Here is an 18173-nt window from a genome sequence, read left to right on the forward strand (position 1 = left end):
CTTTACCTGATTCATTCATCCAAATTAAATGGAAAGCTGACTTTGCGATATCTAACCCGATTGTTATAGTATTCATGTGACCCTCTCTATTTTGCTGTATATAGAATGTTTAACACTACTATATTGGCTCATTTGAAGCCGTAAGTGGAGTGGAGAGGGTCCATACCATTAATCCGCCTAAGTAACTGATCGTTTTTACTGGTTTAAATGACTAATATCTGCGTTGCATTCAATCGCAATAGCCGGCTATTACTCAATCATGCGCCTTGACCTTAGTAATTTACCCTGCGTAAAACCTGATCATTATATTAAGCGGAATGGTATTAGGTATCCACACAAAGTGATACATTAATCTAAAAACATGATGCGTATTTCTTTGAATTTCCATGCACTTAATAAGGACGAGCCCAGTCTACAGGCACGCCCTCGATATTTTCGCTACGCGCGGTTAAAGTTTACTGTTACTTTATATTCAATCTCTTAGCCAAACGGTGTAGATTGCCTGTATCCAGTTTCAGTTGTTTGGCGGTGCGTGACCAGTTATGGTTATTTTCTTGGTAGACCTGCTTTATGATTGTTTGTTGAAAATGATTTGTTGCTTCTCTTAATCCGCTATTGATTACCTTTTCTTCAATTATTTCATTAACCTGTGTTTGCTTCTCTGAGCTTTCATCATTGTTTATATTAAAATGCGTGGCGTTTATTTTGACTGATAAATTAGTTGATTGTGATTTTGCAAGCACAGCAGCCCTGTTTATTGCATGCTCTAATTCTCGAATATTTCCCGGCCATTGGTAACTTTTTATTATGTTAATGGCACTTTGTTCAATACTTAAATTGGCTAAAGCAAGTTTGTTTCTGCATCGCTCAACAAAAAATCCAGACAGCAAAATAACATCGTCACCCCTATCGCGCAGGGCAGGAACATGGACGGGAAATACATTTAAGCGGTGATATAAATCTGCACGGAAATGTCCTGTTTTAACCTCTTTATGCAGTTCTCGATTAGTGGCTGCAATAATTCGGGTATTGACTTTTAAGCTTTGTTCATCACCCACTCTTTGTATGTCACCATACTGTAATGCGCGTAATAACTTAGCTTGCAGTGATAGTGGTAACTCACCCACTTCATCTAAAAAAAGCGTGCTGTTATTTGCTAATTCAAATTTTCCTTTACGATCGCTTATTGCACCCGTGAATGCACCTTTTACATGACCGAACAGTTCACTTTCTGCAACCGATTCTGGCAGCGCCGCACAATTGAGATAAATTAATTTATTTTTATGACGGCTTGATTGTTCATGAATTGAAACGGCAACTAACTCTTTACCAACGCCAGTTTCTCCCGTTATCAGTACAGACAGATCGGTATCTGCAACCGCTTTTATTTGTGTTTGTAAACTTTGTATCTCAGTTGAATTACCGATCATATTATTATCGATCTGTAAAAAGGAATTATTTACCTGATCATTATTTTCTATAAAGCCAGTCTGTTTTTCCAGACGTTCCATTAACAGTGATGTATGCAGGCTGGCTGATGCAAGTGCGCTAATAATACGCAGTTCCTGATTACTGAATCGTTCAAACTGATCCGCTTTAAAAGCATCAATGGTTAAGGCACCAATTAAGTGATCATCAGCAAGCAGAGGCAGGCCGATACAGGAGTGAACATTCAATTTTTCATGATGATTGGGGATCAGCCCATCATAAGGATCAGGTAGCGTGCTGTCTGCTGGAAAACGAACAATGTCACCAGCGCGGGCGATCGCTTCTAAGCGAGGGTGTTCGGCAATATTAAAACGACGACCTAATACTTCGTCATCAAGTCCGTTAATCGCTAAAGGCAGGAAGTGCTGATCTTTAAATGCCAGTAATGCGGAAGCATCACAGTTAAACAGTTTTCTGATAACTGAAAGTAGTTTTTCAAAGCGATCCTGACCAGAAAGGCTGGTTGTTAAATCAATGGCTAACTGGGTTAATGCCTGATTTTTATTTTTCATCTTAAGACCTCTTTTTTATTAACTTTCATTGTCATTATGACACCACCTTTGTTAAAAAGACACTTTTAAATAGTGTCATTATGACAATCATCAAGGCATTTTAGAATAAAAGTCGTTATAAATCAGTTGGATAAAAACTGGCACGCTAGATGCTATAGCGAAGATAACTTTTTAAATTTTTATTCAATAAATAGCAGGCAGGAAAAATGACAATTCATATTAAAAATAATGTTCATTGGGTGGGTCAACGTGATTGGGAAATTCGAGATTTTCACGGGACTGAGTATAAAACAACTAAGGGAACAAGTTATAACAGCTATTTAATTCGTGAACAAAAAACAGTGCTGATTGATACCGTAGATCATCGTTTCAGTCTGCAGTTTATTCAGAATCTTGAGATGGAAATAGCGCTTGATGAAATTGATTTTATTGTGATCAACCATGCAGAAGAAGATCATTCCGGAGCGTTAGCTGCGTTAATGGCAAAAATCCCCAATACACCTATCTACTGTACAGAAAATGCAATTGATTCAATCACTGGTTTGCATCACCACCCAGAGTGGAATTTTAATATTGTTAAAACCGGTGACACTATTGATATTGGTAATGGCAAGCAGCTGATATTTATCGAGTCTCCCATGCTACATTGGCCAGACAGTATGATGACTTATTTAACGGGTGATGCGATTTTATTCAGTAATGATGCCTTTGGTCAGCATTACTGTGATGAGCGCCTATTTAACGATGAAGTTGATCAAAATGAACTGTATGAGCAGTGTTTACGTTATTACGCCAATATCTTAACACCGTTCAGTAGCTTGGTAACGGCAAAAATTAAAGAGGTATTAAGCTTTAATCTGCCTGTTAATATTATTGCGACTTCACATGGAGTGGTCTGGCGTGAAGATGCGACTCAAATTATTCATCAGTACCTTGAATGGGCTGATAATTATCAGGAAGATCGTATCACCATTTTTTATGATTCTATGTCTAATAATACCCGTATGATGGCCGATGCCATTGCGCAGGGAATTAATGATGTGGATGCGAATGTTGCCGTTAAAGTTTTTAATGTTTCCCGCCACGATAAGAATGAGATCTTATCTAATGTATTCCGCTCCAAAGGTATTTTAGTTGGTTCATCAACCATGAATAATGTGATGATGCCTAAAGTTGCAGGCATGTTAGAGGAGATAACGGGTCTTCGTTTTAAGGATAAAAAAGCGGGTGCTTTTGGTAGTTACGGCTGGAATGGCGGTGCCGTTGACCGTATTCATACTCGTTTAACAGACGCGGGTTTTGAAACTATGTTAGCCATGAAAGTTAAATGGAAACCAGATGGTAAAGCGATACTTGCTTGCCGTGAACATGGCCGTCAGGTTGCAAAAAACTGGGCGCTACAAGAACTTGCCGGGCAGTCACTGCTGCTTAAAGCGCTTGATGAGCCGGTGCAGAGCGCGAATGACGATCTAACCGTTACTCATGCGGATCTGCAGCAAAATATGTTATGTACCGTTTGTAATTGGGTTTACGACCCACAAGTGGGTGAGCCGAATCAAGATGTTGCTGCGGGTACACCTTGGCATGAAGTGCCTGATAGTTTCTTGTGTCCTGAATGCGCCTTAGGCAAAGATGTTTTTGTTGTAATCGAAAAAGAGCGTTCAGCATGAGTGCACCTATTACTATTATCGGCAGTGGTTTTGCTGCTTATCAGCTTATTAAAACGATTCGCCGTACGGATAAATTAACCGCTATTTCTTTATTTACTGCTGATGCGGGCGATGATTATAACAAACCTGATTTAAGTCATGTTTTTTCTAAAAATCAAAGTGCGTCTGATTTAATCAAGATCTCCAGTAAGCAGTTTGCCAGTGATTTTAATGTAGATTTGCATCCCTTTAGCCGTGTTGAACGGATCGACAGAGTAGAAAAAAACATTACTATTAACGGGATTAAATTTACCTATTCAAAATTAGTACTAGCAACCGGTGCAGATGCGTTTATACCCGCAATACAGGGAGATGCGTTTACTGAAATTATTACTTTAAACAGCCTTGCAGAGTACGAACGGTCACAATCAAAACTTGTACAAGCAAAACGCATTGCCATTATTGGTGCGGGTCTTATTGGTACTGAGTTGGCAATGGATCTTAAGCAAAGTGGTAAAGAGGTTGTGGTGATTGACCCTTGCACCTCTTTGATGGCCAATATGCTACCTGAGTTTGTTGCCCATTCATTACAGAAAAAGATGTGTAAATCTGGGGTTGTTTTTGAATTAGAACAAACAGTAAACGCTTTAAACAAGGTTGAAAATGGAATTTCTGTGCAACTGAGCTCAGGAGTAACACACTATGTTGATTGTGTTATCTCTGCGGCCGGTTTAAAGGTAAATACAGATCTGGCCAAGCAGGCGGGTCTTAAACTCAATAAAGGTATTGTCGTTGATCTGCAGCTGAAAACCTCTGATGAAAACATTTTTGCAATAGGTGATTGCGCAGAAATCAACGGCAAAGTGATGCCGTTTTTACAGCCTATCTTGTTAAGTGCAAATATATTGGCAAAAAATTTATCAGGCGAGCCTGCAGAGCTTAAGCTCACAACGATGTTGGTTAAAGTAAAGACGCCACTGATGCCCATTCAATTAGCGGGGGATTGTGTTATTCGTGCCAGCCGTTGGCAAGTTGATATTGACGCGACAGGAACAACGGTTAAAGCATTTAATGAAGCAGAGCAAATGGTCGGTTTTGTGGTGACAGAAGAACGCATGAAACACGCATTTCCACTACTGAAACAATTAAACAATTAAACAATTAAACAATTAAATGAGGATATTATGATGGAAAGCGATCAATAATTTTGCAATAGATCTTAAACTTTCACCCACATTCTATTGAAAATAGTTCGCCTTTCGTAACTCATTTTTACATGATCGTTTACAGCGCGCTTTATGGCACTTTAAAGCCATTAATCACCGCATGATAAGAGCTGATTCTTGAATATATATGGATGATTATTAAACAATAACAGCGCTTTAATTAAAGCGCTTCCCCAGCATCACTTAGCCACATTACCTGACGGCTTAAGAAAAAATTAAACATTCGAATAAACCATGTAATTGTTTTTTCCTGCACGTTTAACTTTATACATGGTTTCATCTGCTTTTTTCCTTAATGAACCTGCTGTATCAGCATGATCAGGAAAGATACTCGCACCAATGCTAGCGGTTACCTGTAGTTTATTTCCGTTGTAATGCATTGAATCTGCCAAGTCACAAATGAGTTGCTGGCACTTATCTTCTAATGCTTGAACATTATTAATATTATTCAGAATAACCATTATTTCATCGCCCCCAATTCGGCAAACCGTGTCTGACTCGCGCACGACATTGATAATTTTTTGAGCGACATTTTTTAAAATAGCATCTCCAGCATCATGGCCAAAAGTATCGTTAATATATTTAAAATTATCCAAGTCTACGTATAACACCGCCAGTTTCTTATCTTGTCTTTTTGCTGCTTTTAATGACATGTCGAGACGGTCAAGGGCGACTCTTAAGGTTGGCAACCCCGTAAGTGGATCATGATTAGCGAGTAACTTGATAGTCTCTTTTTGTTCAATAATTTTCATTTGCGTTGCAATTCGAGCTCTCACAATAGCCATATGAAAAGGTTTGTTGATGTAATCTTGCGCGCCTAAACTTAGACCGTGCTCTTCATTTTCTACGGAATGCAAACCAGTCAAAAAGATAACCGGAATATCTGCAGTTTCAGCATCAGCCTGTAATCGTTTTATCACTTCAAAGCCATCAATACCAGGCATGACAATATCTAACAGAATAAGTACAGGTTGCTGCTGCTTTGCTATATTTATGCCCGTTTCTCCAGACTTAGCCGCAAGTATCTGGTATTTATCACCTAGTCCACTATGTAATAATTTTATGTTGCTTATTTCATCATCAATAATGAGGATCGATTTCATACCTAATCCTTTAATCCATTTTGTAAGGTGTCATTTAAAATGCTGATTTGTTGTAACGCTAGTTTAAATTCAAAATCTGCAACCAGCTTATAGATATCATTGCTTTTGTCAGCATAACTTGAATGTAGGCACAACTTGGCTAACTGTTCGGCTAATTCCTCAGCTGAGGCGTTGGATTGCTCTAGCATCGGTAGAAGTTGTTGAATCAAGGTTACCGCTTGCTGGGTATTAAATAATTTAGTTTCACCCTGCCCATTAGACCTCTTAAGGGTTATCAACTGCCCCATTAAATAACCAAAGTTGTTGATAAGTTCAAGAGTATTATCTTCAATTTGTGCTGTAAAATCAGCTTGATAGGTAATTTCTTCTAAGTCATTAGCTTGTTGGGCTAGTTGCTGTGCACCTAAATAAGAAAATGTAGATTTTATAGTGTGCGAGATACGGTTTATTGCTAGCATATCCTTATTCTTTAGGGCATCTTTTAAATCGTTTAAATTTTGATGATCAGCGATGAAATCAACAACAAACTTTTCATACCTTTCTAAATGTTGCTGAAAGTAACTTAAACCTTTAAGCACGTTTATAGCATCGATATTCGCCAGTTGTTTTACAAAATCTGAATAAAAAGCAGGATTATTGTTTGTTTGATTAGCGTCTATTGGTTTATTAACCTGTATTTTGATTGTAGGTACTTGTAGATGTTTTGCTAATGTTGCGTACAAGTGTTCAGGATCAATTGGCTTAGTAATATGATCATTCATGCCCGCTGCTAAGCTTTTTTTACTATCCCCAGCCATAGCATGGGCGGTCATTGCAATGATAGGGATGTCAATGTTCAGTTCCGTTCTTGCTTTTATAGTGGCAGTTAAACCATCCATTACGGGCATTTGAATATCCATCAATACCAAATCGTATTTATTTTTGCGAGATAGCAGTTCCAACGCTTGCAGACCGGTCTCTGCAATATCAACCTCAACTAAAGTCTCGGCTAAAAAACCCATAGCAACCTTTTGATTTAACGTATTATCTTCGACTAATAATATATGACAATTTTTTAAATTAGGAATGACTGAAGTAGATTCAGAGGCGCAGGTTTCAAGGTCAATGTGATAAGCCATTGCCATTAGTTGATCGATAAGCAAACTCTGATTGACCGGTTTCTCTAAATAATGTTGGATACCAATAGGTTCACCTAATTTTTTTATTTTGTCTTTATCGTATGCGGAAACCATTAATATTTTAGGTACGCCACTACCAAATTCTTGGTGCAAAATTCTAGCCGCTTCAATACCATCCATTTTGGGCATGCGCCAATCCATAAAGATAAAATCATAAAGCTTATTGTTGTTAAAAGCACTTCTTACTTTTTCTATCGCTTCGAGTCCATTTATAGCAGAATCTATTTTGCAGCCTAAAGGAGACAGAGCATCAGTCAACACTCTTCTTGATAAATCTATATCATCAACCACTAATATTTTCAAATTAGAGAGGGCTTCTTTTGATATAACAGATACTTCTTGATAGTTGCTATTCTCTTCATATAATATGTTAAAAGTAAATGTAGATCCTTTTCCCTTTATGCTTTTTACTGTTATTCCCCCCCCCATTAATTCCGTTAATTGTTTGCAAATAACTAAACCAAGCCCTGTGCCACCGTATTTCCGAGTAATTGAATCATCAACTTGTGAGAATGACTTAAACAATTTTTCTTGCTGGCTATCATCCATACCTATACCGCTGTCTGTAACAGCAAACGTTAAGCACTTTACGTTTTTTTCATCTTTGTTTACCGAAATAGACACAACTCCCTGCTTGGTAAACTTTATTGCGTTGGCGACAAGATTGGTTAAAATTTGCTGTAGGCGTAATGGATCACCTATTAGTTGATGTGGCACATCAGGCGCAATATACGTAATGAGTTCTACATTTTTACGGTGAGCCTTTAGTTTCACAACACCTATCATACGCTGTAGTACTTTACCTAAATCAAAAGGGGTATGTTCAATATTCATTTTACCCGCTTCAATTTTTGAAAAGTCTAAAATATCGTTAATTAACCCCAATAAGGTTTCAGATGAATCAAGAATATTAGATAAATTTTCTTTTTGGTCTTGATTCATTTCAGTACGCATTGTTAAACGACTTAGTCCAATAATGGCGTTCATAGGAGTGCGAATTTCATGGCTCATTTTTGCTAAAAAATTTGATTTGGCTTGGCTGGCATTTTCTGCTCGGCCCTTTTCTAACTCGAGCTGAGTTAGCGTGGTATTGAGTTGTTCGGTACGTTTCTCCACTAAGTGCTCTAAGTGATTATTCATTTCAGACAGTTCAATCCTTTTACTGTTCAGTTCGGTAATTTTGTCTTTAATTGAATTACGCATAAAAATAAAGCTTTTACTAAGCTGACCTAGCTCATCATTCGAAGAGATATTAACCTCTTCATCTAAGTTACCATTAGCAAACTCATTAGCTGCGACACTTAACTTAACGATTGTTTTTGACCATATAGAAATCATAAAACCAGAAAGCAGAGTAACGATTAGCGTTGAACCTAGGGCTAATATAGCTAATAAATAGATTAAATCAGCGGTTCGTTGCGCTGTAACAGACTTCGCGACACTAGCGACAGCATAACCCACTTTATGTTTCTGGATATAAAGGGGATAAATAATGGCATCGTAGCTTTGCTCTAACTTGTCGGTTAGGGTGATCAATTGATTTATAAAAAATCCATCTTTAGACAAGTCTAAATCTGGCATTAATTCATTATTTGCTAAACCATTAATATCGTACAAAGTGATATCTACACCATGGTGCTCTTTAAATTTAAGAATATTGTTAGGTATAGATTTGACCAGTAAAAATGAACCAATATTAAGCTTGTTATTTTTTGACATTTGAATGTCATAATTTTTTTCCATTATCAGGTTTATCTTTTGCCCATTCTTGTGTAATGCATATTGATCTTTCTGTTGGTAGGTCACAGGAAAAATAACAGGATCTTCAATTAACTCTCTGCCTAATGGCTTCAGTTTATAGTGATTGTTGTTATCTACCTGAACTAAGTTATTAATATCGCGATCGTAATAGAGAGAAAGTCTCTTTTCGCCGCTTAATTTGGGCGCGTAATAAAATGCAAATTTGTCTAACTCTCCAGAATCAATTAATAATTCCTGGTATTTACTAAAATAACCAGTAAACGATAAACCAACATCTAAACTCCAACCTGACTGTATGGTACGTAACGTTTGAAATGCTATATTTTTTTCTTTAGAAAATTTATCAAATTGATTATTTATATTTTCAGGTATTTTATCGAAACTTTTTTTAAATAAGGAATAAGCGCTAGAAATATTTTCGCTATTCTCATCTTTAATTTGTTGTATATGAATAACCATCGCTCCCACAATGGTGACAGATGCCGTAAATAGTACGACTATGGCATTAAATAATACGGCTTTGCTTCTAATATTCATCTATTACTTGTCTTTTGGATATGAAAAAGGGGAGTTTTTCCACTCAATATAATATTTTTTTTGCTTTTCTAAACCTACTGAGTAAGTAATTCTGTCCCAATGTTGAGCAATCAAATTAAGTGCTTGTGTTGGAGAAAGCTGTTTAGTAAACGCGGTTTTTAAACCTTCGGTGAGTGACTTTTCATAAAGATTAATTTCTAACAAGGATAAGTCTATTAGGCCTTGTTTAGATGACTCCTCTAACGTATCTAAATATTCGCCAGCGCCTGCCCACAGTTCTCGATAGCTTGGGTCGTTAAAATGGCTAGTGCGATAAGGGTCTCGTAAACTATAGGGTATTTTAACTCGGTCGAGACTGATCTCTTTACTTGTCATCCATTGGATAAATAGATATGCAGCTTGCTTATTTTTACTCTGAGAAGAGATAGATAAACTAAACCCCGCGGCTAAGGCACTATTTTGACCAGGTGTAACAGCATATCCCACTTTACCCGCAACATCACTTTTGGGCACCCAGGACAAATGCTCTGAATTTAGGCCATATCCTTCAGACCAACGGCCGAGTGGTGGCCAAAACTCCACCATCGCAACTTGGCCACTAATAAATGAGCTGAGTACATCCATAAAGCTCCATTGACCCGCTTTAGGTGGCATCCATTTTTGACGATTGACCATTTGAGTTAAGGTTTTTATAGCAATTTTGCTATTAATCGTGGTTTTCATTGTTTCTGAATCAAAGAAAACCCCCTTATTATTTCTAAATTGTTCTGAGAAGAAGTAGTGGGATAAATCGTTATGCATGAAAGCGGTACCATAAACCTCTGGTGCCAATTTATCGGTAAAAAAGGCAGCAATTTGATCAAATTGTAGCCACGTTTTAGGCGGTGCTAATGGGTAACCGAATTGCTGTAAAAACGCCTTTTTATTAGTAGGGTCAGAAAATAGGTCTTTGCGATAATAAAGCATCAGCACGTCACCATCATCTGGAATAGTATAAGTTTGGCCATTAAACGTCATCCAGTTATCACGAAATGAAGGCGCAATATCCTGCAACTCACTCTTATAATTAAACTGTTGCAGATAAGCATCAAGCGGCTCAATTGCCCCCAAGTTGATATAATCAGGCAATCGGTTTGGCACTATGCTGATCACGTCATAACTATAGGACTTAAAAAAGTGCTCTTGAGAAACAGATGGGTAAACCTCATCGATAGCTAGTTCGATGACATTGATTTTAATGCCGGTTAACTTTTCCCAAAGAGGCGCAGAATAAAGTAATATCTCTTTTGCCATTAAACCTTTGTTCCAAATTACATTTAGAGAAGTTCCCCTATAAGCTTGAGCATGTTTAACCGCTTCATCAGCTTTCGATACAGAGGTAGTGGCTCTACTTGGCGAAGCGACTAAACTGCCTAACAGTAAAAGGGTAGATATTACGCAATATTGGATTTTCATATTTATCTGCTTTTCTTTTTTTAATTAAGTTTTAGTCTTCGAGCAGTGTCTGTAGGTTAAACGCAACATAACCACCGTATTGAGCAGGAAAGTTATTGATGGCTATCCAAAAAATTTATGTTCTTGGCAAGGCAAACTTTTAATTTTTAGGGGAACTTGTTTAATTATATTAAAACTAGCTTTGGCTAAGATGCCCTTATTCATAGATATCCTTATATTGCACGCAGTAAAAAATGTTAAAAATAATTCGACATAAAAAACAAAGTTATTTATAAAACATATTATATATAAATATTAAAATATTATAAATGTCAAGTGTGAGATTGCGATCTTGTATTACTATTTTTCATTGTCAATATGATGCGTTATGCAAGTTCAGACCAAAAAATATAACACCCACAACAAAACGATAGCGTTCGATGAAATGTATTATAAATAGCAAAAATGGGGGGCCTAGTTGTCATGTAAGAGAAGCAGGTAAATATATCGCTTTTTGAATGTCGGTATTGCAGAGCACTAATCGTTGATGGTTATACCCATTCCATTGGCTATATCCCAATTAACTGTGTCTGTGATATTGTGAGCCTTGAAGTGAGAATAACTATCTCCAACAACTCACGCCTTGTTAGTGCTAATTTTGAAAGGAAAAATGTAAAGTGCGACCCTATTGAATTTGCAGAGTTCAAAAGCTATCACGGTTTGGGCTCAAAAAAAGGTACACTTTCTTCTATTCATTTAGGCCAAACTAGTTTCAATTTTTTTCTTTTTCTTTTTCCTTGTTCGAAAGGACTGCTGTTTTTTCAAGTGAGCGTTGAAAATCTTCATTTGCAGCATATTTCACAAGCCCAAAATTAAAATTTGTTTTAAACATTAACCCCGATTTACTTTTTAGAGTCGTATTTGATAACTCTATTTTTGCATTTATTAGAAACGATGTAATGCTTGCTAAAGCTTCTTCATTGATAAACAACACAAATTGATTATTGCTATACTTCGCAATATCAAAATTTATATTCTCATTTTCAAACTTCCGGGTTAAAAACTTGCTTATGTAAATAATGACATTGTCTGCAATTAAACTCCCATATTTGTCAGCAAGGTAATTACAATCGGTTACATCGATCAAAAGCAATAAACCTTTTGTTTTAAAACCACCATTTTCATTAATGGCATGGTTATAAATCCATTTTCTATTGAAGGTTTTGGTTAAAGGATCAAGGTATATTAGACCTTTTAGTGCTTGTATTTCATTCTTCATTTCGGCCAACGCAAAACCTATTGTGCTTAACTTATTTTCATCCTTATCTTTAATAGCCTTTTGTGCTTCTTGTGTTACATCAGATAAAGTGTCTATATTTTCTACCGTCTTTTTCATATAACTGTTTATATCTCTCAACTCCTCAACAATGACACTGCTAATTTCACTTTCAAAGTGCTCATCATTTATATCAACACTCATTTTTTTAGCATTTTTATCAAATAATTTAAAGTAAGAAGAGGGAAGAATTATTTCATCTTGTAATAATTCTTGTATCGTTTTGTCTGTTATTTTTCTTAAATTACCCTTCACTTCTTTCTCCAACAATTTGCTCTATTGAGATTGGTTTTTGAATGTAATAACCCTGTGAATAATCTATTCCTAAAGATTTTACATATCTTTGTATTTTTAAATCACTTACATATTCGGCAACTATTTTTATATTTTGTTTGCCACAAAACATAACGATACTTTTAATAAGGTTCATATATATATCTTCATCAATTTTTTGTATTAATGAACCATCTATTTTAAGATAATCAACATTCAGCTTTAATATATATTCGTAATTTGAAAAACCAGTGCCAAAGTCATCAATTGCGATACTTACCCCATACTCTTTTACTTTATAAATAAATTCATTGATAATATCAAAATTTTGAATTCTTTCACTTTCTAAAATTTCAATCGTCAGGTATTTACCGATATCTTCTTGCTGAATTCTGGCAATAATATTATCGCTTATTAAAGGGTTTATTATGTCGTTATACTCTAAGTTAATATTGGCATGGATCTTATGCAGTATGATGATATCAAAAACTTTATTAATTAATATCTGCATTAATTGAACGTATAATCTATAGCTCTTTGCTTTCTCTAAAAAAGCACCAGGAAGTAGCATATTACCGTCTTTGTCAAAAAGTCGCATGAGAGCTTCATATTTAACAGTCTTGTCTTCCTTATTGCAGCAAATTGCTTGAAAATAAGGTTCAACTTTTTTATTTTCAATATTGTATTGTATTAGCTCAATCAGACTCTTGCTCGAGGATTCATTTTTATATAAATTGGAATCAAAAAACACAAAAAATTCAAAATTTTGTTTGGCATTATACAAAGCCTTTTCTGCATATATAATTAAATCTTTACTCGAACTTTTTGAACAACCTATGGTTGTATTAATATTTATTTGAATTTCAGGATTGAAAACTTTAAATTGGTGAGTTATAAGTTTTTTTGTGATGATATCTCTTATTTTGAGTATAGATGTTTCAGATAAATTATCGTAAAAGGTTACTGAAAATACATCTGAATGGTGCCTTACTACTTTACCTACTATTTTCACACCAAAAGTATCCATCAGCATGTTGTTAATTTCATTTTTCAGAAGTGCTTTGATAATTACTTTTAACTGCTTTATTACTGCATCCCCGTTTTTAAAACCATAAGAGGCATTGATATCTTTCATATGTAAAATATCAATTAAAAAAAGTGTTTTAATTTTACTTTTACTTTTAAAATACAAATTCAATGGGAACAAAGTACAACGTCCTTTTAACATTAAAATTCATTGAGGAATAAGTTACTTTTAAAAGCACACATACAATAATGAGCACTCTTTCTGTGAATATCGAGTATCTTATTTTTAGTTCTTTTAAATAATGAATAACGACACCTAGATGGTTAAGTCTGACCTTGCCTTTTAGATTCATTAAAGATGCATATCGGAGATATGTTGGTCCATAACACTTCATATGATTGTAGTCACTACCATAAAATAAGAGAAGAGAAGAGATTAAAATATGTGATCTATCTTTTTCCCGTTTATTGGATGAGATAGAAATATTAACTTTATAATATGTAATACTTACCACTTCTTAGTGTCGCACAAAATAATTACGTAACACACTGATAAATAAACGCTTATGTCCGCCCCGCTCACACTTATAAAATTATTCACAAATATTTACTTGAAATTTATTATATGCAGGACAAATTAATCACATAAGACAGGAAGATCGGGGACATCCGTATCTTTAACGCTATAATTTCATCAAAAATATAAATTTTCAATGCTAACAATCAAATAAAATAGAACAGAATTCACAAAAAATAGAAACTTAAAAAATAATAAGAAGAAAACACTAATTTAACAATTTTTAAACGAGAAAAGTCATTAGCAGTGTGCTAATAAGATGATGACAAACCGCAGTAAATAACTCAGTGGACTATTTTTTGTAGCTTGCTTTGTCCTGATATCCACCGTTTACCTGTATGCTCAGCAAAGAGAGCAAGCTCCTCTAATGAGCCCACAGCACCGTGATAATCTTTACCGAAATCATTGGCTAAGCTAAACCACACTTCACTATCTAAACCAAGAGTGCTGAGCAAACACGGCACTTGCGTTGATATCGATCCTCGCTTATCTTTTCGCATCATTCGTCCAGTCCAATCAACAAGTTCAAGATAATCAATCAACGTAAAATTAATCCCATGAGATTGATGCTGATGCGCGCACCGACAAATCTAATCAGGGGTTTACGCACATTTTCATCTTTATTTTCAGTATGATGCGATTTATTGTGGATGCGTTCAAAAATAGAAGTGTATTCCGATTCTTCAACACTTGCTGATATTTTGGCGCGGATGGGATTCAAATCGACATACGCAATGCAGGTCAATAACGCTTTTTCATCAAGCAATGCTTGTGACTTAAACCGGCCCTCCCACTCATTTTTCGGGAAAAAATGAGAATAGCTTTAGCTAGCCCGAAGGGTGAACGCCATGGATGGTAGTGAATAAAATCGCCCTTTACACTTATCTTCTTTATTCGCCTTACAGGCAATAAATTCATTTAAACAGCGCATAAACCACGAGATATTTGATAAACGTGATCGCCATTCGCCGATCACAGAAAGTGCCATCTCTTTTTGGGCATCAGAGTGCAACTCTCCTTTTTGCCAACGTAATACAATAGGTGGGATTGAGTATATTTTTCCCAAGCGTTCACAAATATTAGCATCAGAACAATCTTTTAATTCTGTCTCATTCACATATAAAACAAGGTGATAGTGGTTGCTCATAATGGCATAGGCACAAACTTCAATACAAAATACGTCCGTTAGATCTCGAATACGATCAATCATCCATTAGCGACGATGCTCAAAGTTTTTCCCTGTGTAGCGATCATCTCCACATAAAAAAGCGCGCGCACACAACGGGAAATACAATGGTAATAAAGAGTATCGGAAAGTGAAATCAATGAATCACGAGATTGCGTCATTCTGGCCTCCAAAGGTTAGCTGAGCCCCTTTTAATTGATTAGCGATCTCAGTAGCACCGATACCCCATGGTAAGTTTAGTTCTATATGCCTTTTTTTATTCCATCTATAAACTTACCGACGATGTCGCAATCATGCTTCTCATCATAAATTAAGCACAAATCGGCTCTTAATTTTTCTTTTAATTTTAGAAACTTAATTCCATTCCATTTGTGTTTAGTGAACGTATTGGGTACTAACGTTATGGTGTCACTATTTGCCACATAAGCCATTAGCGTAGTGGGCTCGACAACTTCTTTTACTACATTAGGAATGAATCCTTCTTGTAAACAAGCATTTATAATGAAGTCTGCTGATGCTGAGTTTTTTTTGCTCATAAAGGTAAAAGAATAAGCACTTAACTCTTTTAACGACACCACATTTCTGTCTTTTAAATCGTGATTCTTAGAAACTGCAACAATAAAATTTTCTTTCGTTATCGACTTATAACTATAGGGGGAAATATTGAGGGTATCCGCGAAGCGAACGATACCTATCTCAATCTTTTTTTCATTTAAATATTTCTTTTGAATTTCAGGATTTAAGTCAAAAATATCGGCCTTATGATCAGGATATGTATTATGAAAACTATTAAGGATTAGGTCAAAACCTCCCCAAAATGCGCTACTTACCATCCCTACCCGTAACATGTTTTTATTACTGCAGCCGAGTTGTTGAACTTGGTTTAATGAAAGTTCAATCGTTTGAAAAATAACATTGCACTTTAATTTCAGTAGTTCCCCTGTTTTAGTTAAAGAAACGTTTCTAGAGTCCCTTTCAAATAACTTAGTACCTAATAGGCTTTCAAGTTCCATAATTTGATTACTTAATGGAGAGTTAGTAATACTTAAATTCTTTGCAGCTTGAGTAAAGTGTCCTGTCTGTGCAACTTCATAAAAATATCGAAGCATTTTGATGGTTACTCGTTCAAATAATAGTTGTGTCATATTGCTAAAACCATTGGTGATGAAGTTCACAAATTAAAATTCTATAAGTTTCTATTTTATTGTTAACTGAAGTTATAGTGCAGATATTTTAGCCTCATAAAATTCACTATATAAGATCATATAGAAGCAATAATGTGATCACGTTCAAATAATAGGGCACTTTCTTTCAAAAGGCCTTCCTATCTCACTGCTTGGCTAAATTATTATCCTTTATTAAGGGATGAATGTCGCTATTTAAGCGATGGTAAAGCACATGATTTGGATTATTATTATTATTCGAAATTACATAACTGAAAGGTAAGAAAAATGAATATAGATCCTGTTACTAATGCCCTAAACACTATCCTAGAACACAAGAAAGACTTTAAACCGAAGGCCGCTTTTATTTTGGGTTCAGGACTTGGCGTACTTGCTGATGAGCTTGAAAATAAAATTATTATTCCTTATGAGGAACTAGATGGCTTTCCTGTGAGTACTGTACAGGGCCATTCTGGTGAGCTTGTTTTAGGCACAATGAATGGTGTTGAAGTTGTTTGTATGAAAGGACGCGGACATTATTATGAACACGGTACCATGAAAGTGATGACTTCAGCGGTAAGAACATTTAAAAAGCTAGGTTGTGAGTTTTTACTCGTAACTAATGCAGCGGGCTCACTTCGCCCTGAAAGTATTGATGTGGGTTCATTGGTTGTATTTAACGATCATATTAACACTATGCCAGAGTCTCCGATGGTTGGTAAAAATGATGAAGAATATGGCCCTCGATTCTTTAGCCTAGCAAATGCTTATGATAAAACACTTCGAGCTGAAGCATTAGAAGTTGCAGGTATAAACGATATCAACCTTAATGAAGGCGTATTCGTTTCATATACAGGACCTAATTTTGAGACCGCTGCTGAAATTAGAATGATGCAGATTATTGGTGGAGATGTTGTAGGCATGTCAGTGGTTCCTGAAGTTATTGCGGCTGCCCATTGTAGTTTACCTGTTTTATCTATTTGTGCGATTACAAATATGGCTGAAGGCTTGGGAGATGTTGAGCTTTCTCATACCCAAACACTAAAGTGCGCGAAATTGGCTGAAGCTGATTTCATTCGTTTCATCAAAGCTTTTATGAATAATCATTTCTGATTAAAGAGTTTATATGTTTGCCATAGGTTTTTAGGAATCGCCGTACTTCTCGGTATTGCTTTTGCCATTTCAGGTAATCGAAAAGCAATCAAATTGCGTACTGTTGGTACTGCTTTTTTGTTGCAATTTATTATTGGTGCAATGGTGTTGTGTCTGCCATGGGGAATGAAAGTATTAGAAGTGATGTCACACGGAGTACATGCTGTTCTTGATAGCGGAAAGGCAGGCATTAACTTTTTATTTGGCAATCTTGTTAACTTTTCAGTAGATGGCATTGGCTTTGTTTTTACACTTAATGTAGTTCCTTTAGTTGTCTTTTTCTCTGCTTTAATTTCTGTGCTGTATTACTTAGGGAAAAGATCGGGGACATCCACATCTTTCAAAACACCCTCTATCATTTTTAATTCATCATTAAATACGTCAGATACAACAAAGCCCCGATACTTATTTTATAAGAGATCGAGGCTTCATCATTTGTTTGCTACCACTGGACGGACTTGAACCGTCACTTCTTTTCATACCCTAAGGTTTAGTGATTTTGAGCTTTGTAAAACCATAGCTACTAGTATTTTTCTTTAGGCACCAAAAAGCCCCTATCAATAGAGGCTTTA

The 18173-nt window shown here is 35.8% G+C and carries 15 protein-coding genes; 4 read left to right on the forward strand and 11 right to left on the reverse strand.

Going from position 1 to position 18173, the window contains the following annotated elements; genetic code table 11:
* Nucleotides 1-461: 461 nt before the first annotated feature.
* Entirely contained in the window at nt 462-2000 is a 1539-nt protein-coding gene (gene norR, locus G322_RS0110635) for a nitric oxide reductase transcriptional regulator NorR (RefSeq protein ID WP_022941769.1), read from the reverse strand.
* Between the two features lie 206 nt (nt 2001-2206).
* Here norR and norV point away from each other — a divergent pair, with 206 nt between their 5' ends.
* Nucleotides 2207-3670 (forward strand): anaerobic nitric oxide reductase flavorubredoxin, encoded by a 1464-nt coding sequence (norV, locus tag G322_RS0110640; protein ID WP_022941770.1) that lies wholly within the window; start codon nt 2207-2209, stop codon nt 3668-3670.
* Nucleotides 3667-4806, forward strand: coding sequence for an NADH:flavorubredoxin reductase NorW (gene norW, locus G322_RS0110645; RefSeq protein ID WP_022941771.1), 1140 nt, complete (start codon nt 3667-3669; stop codon nt 4804-4806). The genes norV and norW overlap by 4 nt, the downstream gene beginning before the upstream one ends.
* A 284-nt stretch (nt 4807-5090) precedes the next feature.
* On the opposite strand, the gene G322_RS20515 is transcribed toward norW, so the two are convergent.
* The 10 genes from G322_RS20515 to G322_RS0110685 form a co-directional block, all read right to left on the reverse strand.
* Nucleotides 5091-5978: a diguanylate cyclase domain-containing protein gene (locus tag G322_RS20515; RefSeq protein WP_022941772.1), complete on the reverse strand. Its 888-nt coding sequence runs from the start codon at nt 5976-5978 to the stop codon at nt 5091-5093.
* 2 nt (nt 5979-5980) lie between these two features.
* Nucleotides 5981-9454, reverse strand: a complete 3474-nt coding sequence (locus G322_RS22275) for a response regulator (RefSeq protein ID WP_022941773.1) — start codon at nt 9452-9454, stop codon at nt 5981-5983.
* Between the two features lie 3 nt (nt 9455-9457).
* Nucleotides 9458-10909: an extracellular solute-binding protein gene (locus G322_RS0110660; protein ID WP_022941774.1), complete on the reverse strand. Its 1452-nt coding sequence runs from the start codon at nt 10907-10909 to the stop codon at nt 9458-9460.
* A gap of 751 nt (nt 10910-11660) precedes the next feature.
* Nucleotides 11661-12479: a GGDEF domain-containing protein gene (locus tag G322_RS0110670; RefSeq protein WP_022941776.1), complete on the reverse strand. Its 819-nt coding sequence runs from the start codon at nt 12477-12479 to the stop codon at nt 11661-11663.
* Nucleotides 12469-13725 carry an EAL domain-containing protein gene (locus G322_RS0110675; protein ID WP_022941777.1) on the reverse strand — a complete coding sequence of 419 codons (1257 nt, stop codon included), beginning with the start codon at nt 13723-13725 and terminating at the stop codon, nt 12469-12471. The genes G322_RS0110670 and G322_RS0110675 overlap by 11 nt, the downstream gene beginning before the upstream one ends.
* A 659-nt stretch (nt 13726-14384) precedes the next feature.
* Entirely contained in the window at nt 14385-14603 is a 219-nt protein-coding gene (locus tag G322_RS24215) for a transposase (RefSeq protein ID WP_245542308.1), read from the reverse strand.
* Nucleotides 14604-14638: 35 nt separating this feature from the next.
* Entirely contained in the window at nt 14639-14866 is a 228-nt protein-coding gene (locus G322_RS24220) for a hypothetical protein (protein WP_051143759.1), read from the reverse strand.
* Between the two features lie 57 nt (nt 14867-14923).
* Entirely contained in the window at nt 14924-15310 is a 387-nt protein-coding gene (locus G322_RS24225; RefSeq protein ID WP_051143760.1) for a hypothetical protein, read from the reverse strand.
* Nucleotides 15307-15447, reverse strand: coding sequence for a hypothetical protein (locus G322_RS24230; protein ID WP_245542309.1), 141 nt, complete (start codon nt 15445-15447; stop codon nt 15307-15309). The genes G322_RS24225 and G322_RS24230 overlap by 4 nt, the downstream gene beginning before the upstream one ends.
* Nucleotides 15448-15528: 81 nt before the next feature.
* The gene (locus G322_RS0110685; protein ID WP_022941778.1) at nt 15529-16431 is read right to left on the reverse strand and encodes a LysR family transcriptional regulator; all 903 of its coding nucleotides are present in this window, start codon (nt 16429-16431) and stop codon (nt 15529-15531) included.
* 306 nt (nt 16432-16737) lie between these two features.
* Between G322_RS0110685 and xapA the strand changes: the two genes are divergently transcribed.
* The gene (xapA, locus tag G322_RS0110690; RefSeq protein WP_022941779.1) at nt 16738-17562 is read left to right on the forward strand and encodes a xanthosine phosphorylase; all 825 of its coding nucleotides are present in this window, start codon (nt 16738-16740) and stop codon (nt 17560-17562) included.
* Nucleotides 17563-17649: 87 nt separating this feature from the next.
* A complete protein-coding gene (locus G322_RS22710) occupies nt 17650-18063 on the forward strand; it encodes a Na+ dependent nucleoside transporter N-terminal domain-containing protein (protein WP_245542310.1) in 414 nt (137 codons plus the stop codon).
* The last annotated feature ends 110 nt before the right edge of the window (nt 18064-18173 follow it).

Origin of the sequence: Psychromonas hadalis ATCC BAA-638 (assembly GCF_000420245.1) — a bacterium.
In the GTDB taxonomy this organism is placed as follows: domain Bacteria; phylum Pseudomonadota; class Gammaproteobacteria; order Enterobacterales; family Psychromonadaceae; genus Psychromonas; species Psychromonas hadalis.

Excerpts from the sequence above, each read along its gene's own strand:
- norW (WP_022941771.1), top strand. The coding sequence starts at position 3,667 with ATGAGTGCACCTATTACTATTATCGGCAGTGGTTTTGCTGCTTATCAG.
- G322_RS20515 (WP_022941772.1), bottom strand. The coding sequence starts at position 5,978 with ATGAAATCGATCCTCATTATTGATGATGAAATAAGCAACATAAAATTA.
- G322_RS0110660 (WP_022941774.1), bottom strand. The coding sequence starts at position 10,909 with ATGAAAATCCAATATTGCGTAATATCTACCCTTTTACTGTTAGGCAGT.
- norR (WP_022941769.1), bottom strand. The coding sequence starts at position 2,000 with ATGAAAAATAAAAATCAGGCATTAACCCAGTTAGCCATTGATTTAACA.
- G322_RS24230 (WP_245542309.1), bottom strand. The coding sequence starts at position 15,447 with ATGACGCAATCTCGTGATTCATTGATTTCACTTTCCGATACTCTTTAT.
- G322_RS0110685 (WP_022941778.1), bottom strand. The coding sequence starts at position 16,431 with ATGACACAACTATTATTTGAACGAGTAACCATCAAAATGCTTCGATAT.
- G322_RS24225 (WP_051143760.1), bottom strand. The coding sequence starts at position 15,310 with ATGATTGATCGTATTCGAGATCTAACGGACGTATTTTGTATTGAAGTT.
- G322_RS0110675 (WP_022941777.1), bottom strand. The coding sequence starts at position 13,725 with ATGTTAAAAGGACGTTGTACTTTGTTCCCATTGAATTTGTATTTTAAA.
- G322_RS22275 (WP_022941773.1), bottom strand. The coding sequence starts at position 9,454 with ATGAATATTAGAAGCAAAGCCGTATTATTTAATGCCATAGTCGTACTA.
- norV (WP_022941770.1), top strand. The coding sequence starts at position 2,207 with ATGACAATTCATATTAAAAATAATGTTCATTGGGTGGGTCAACGTGAT.
- xapA (WP_022941779.1), top strand. The coding sequence starts at position 16,738 with ATGAATATAGATCCTGTTACTAATGCCCTAAACACTATCCTAGAACAC.
- G322_RS24215 (WP_245542308.1), bottom strand. The coding sequence starts at position 14,603 with ATGATGCGAAAAGATAAGCGAGGATCGATATCAACGCAAGTGCCGTGT.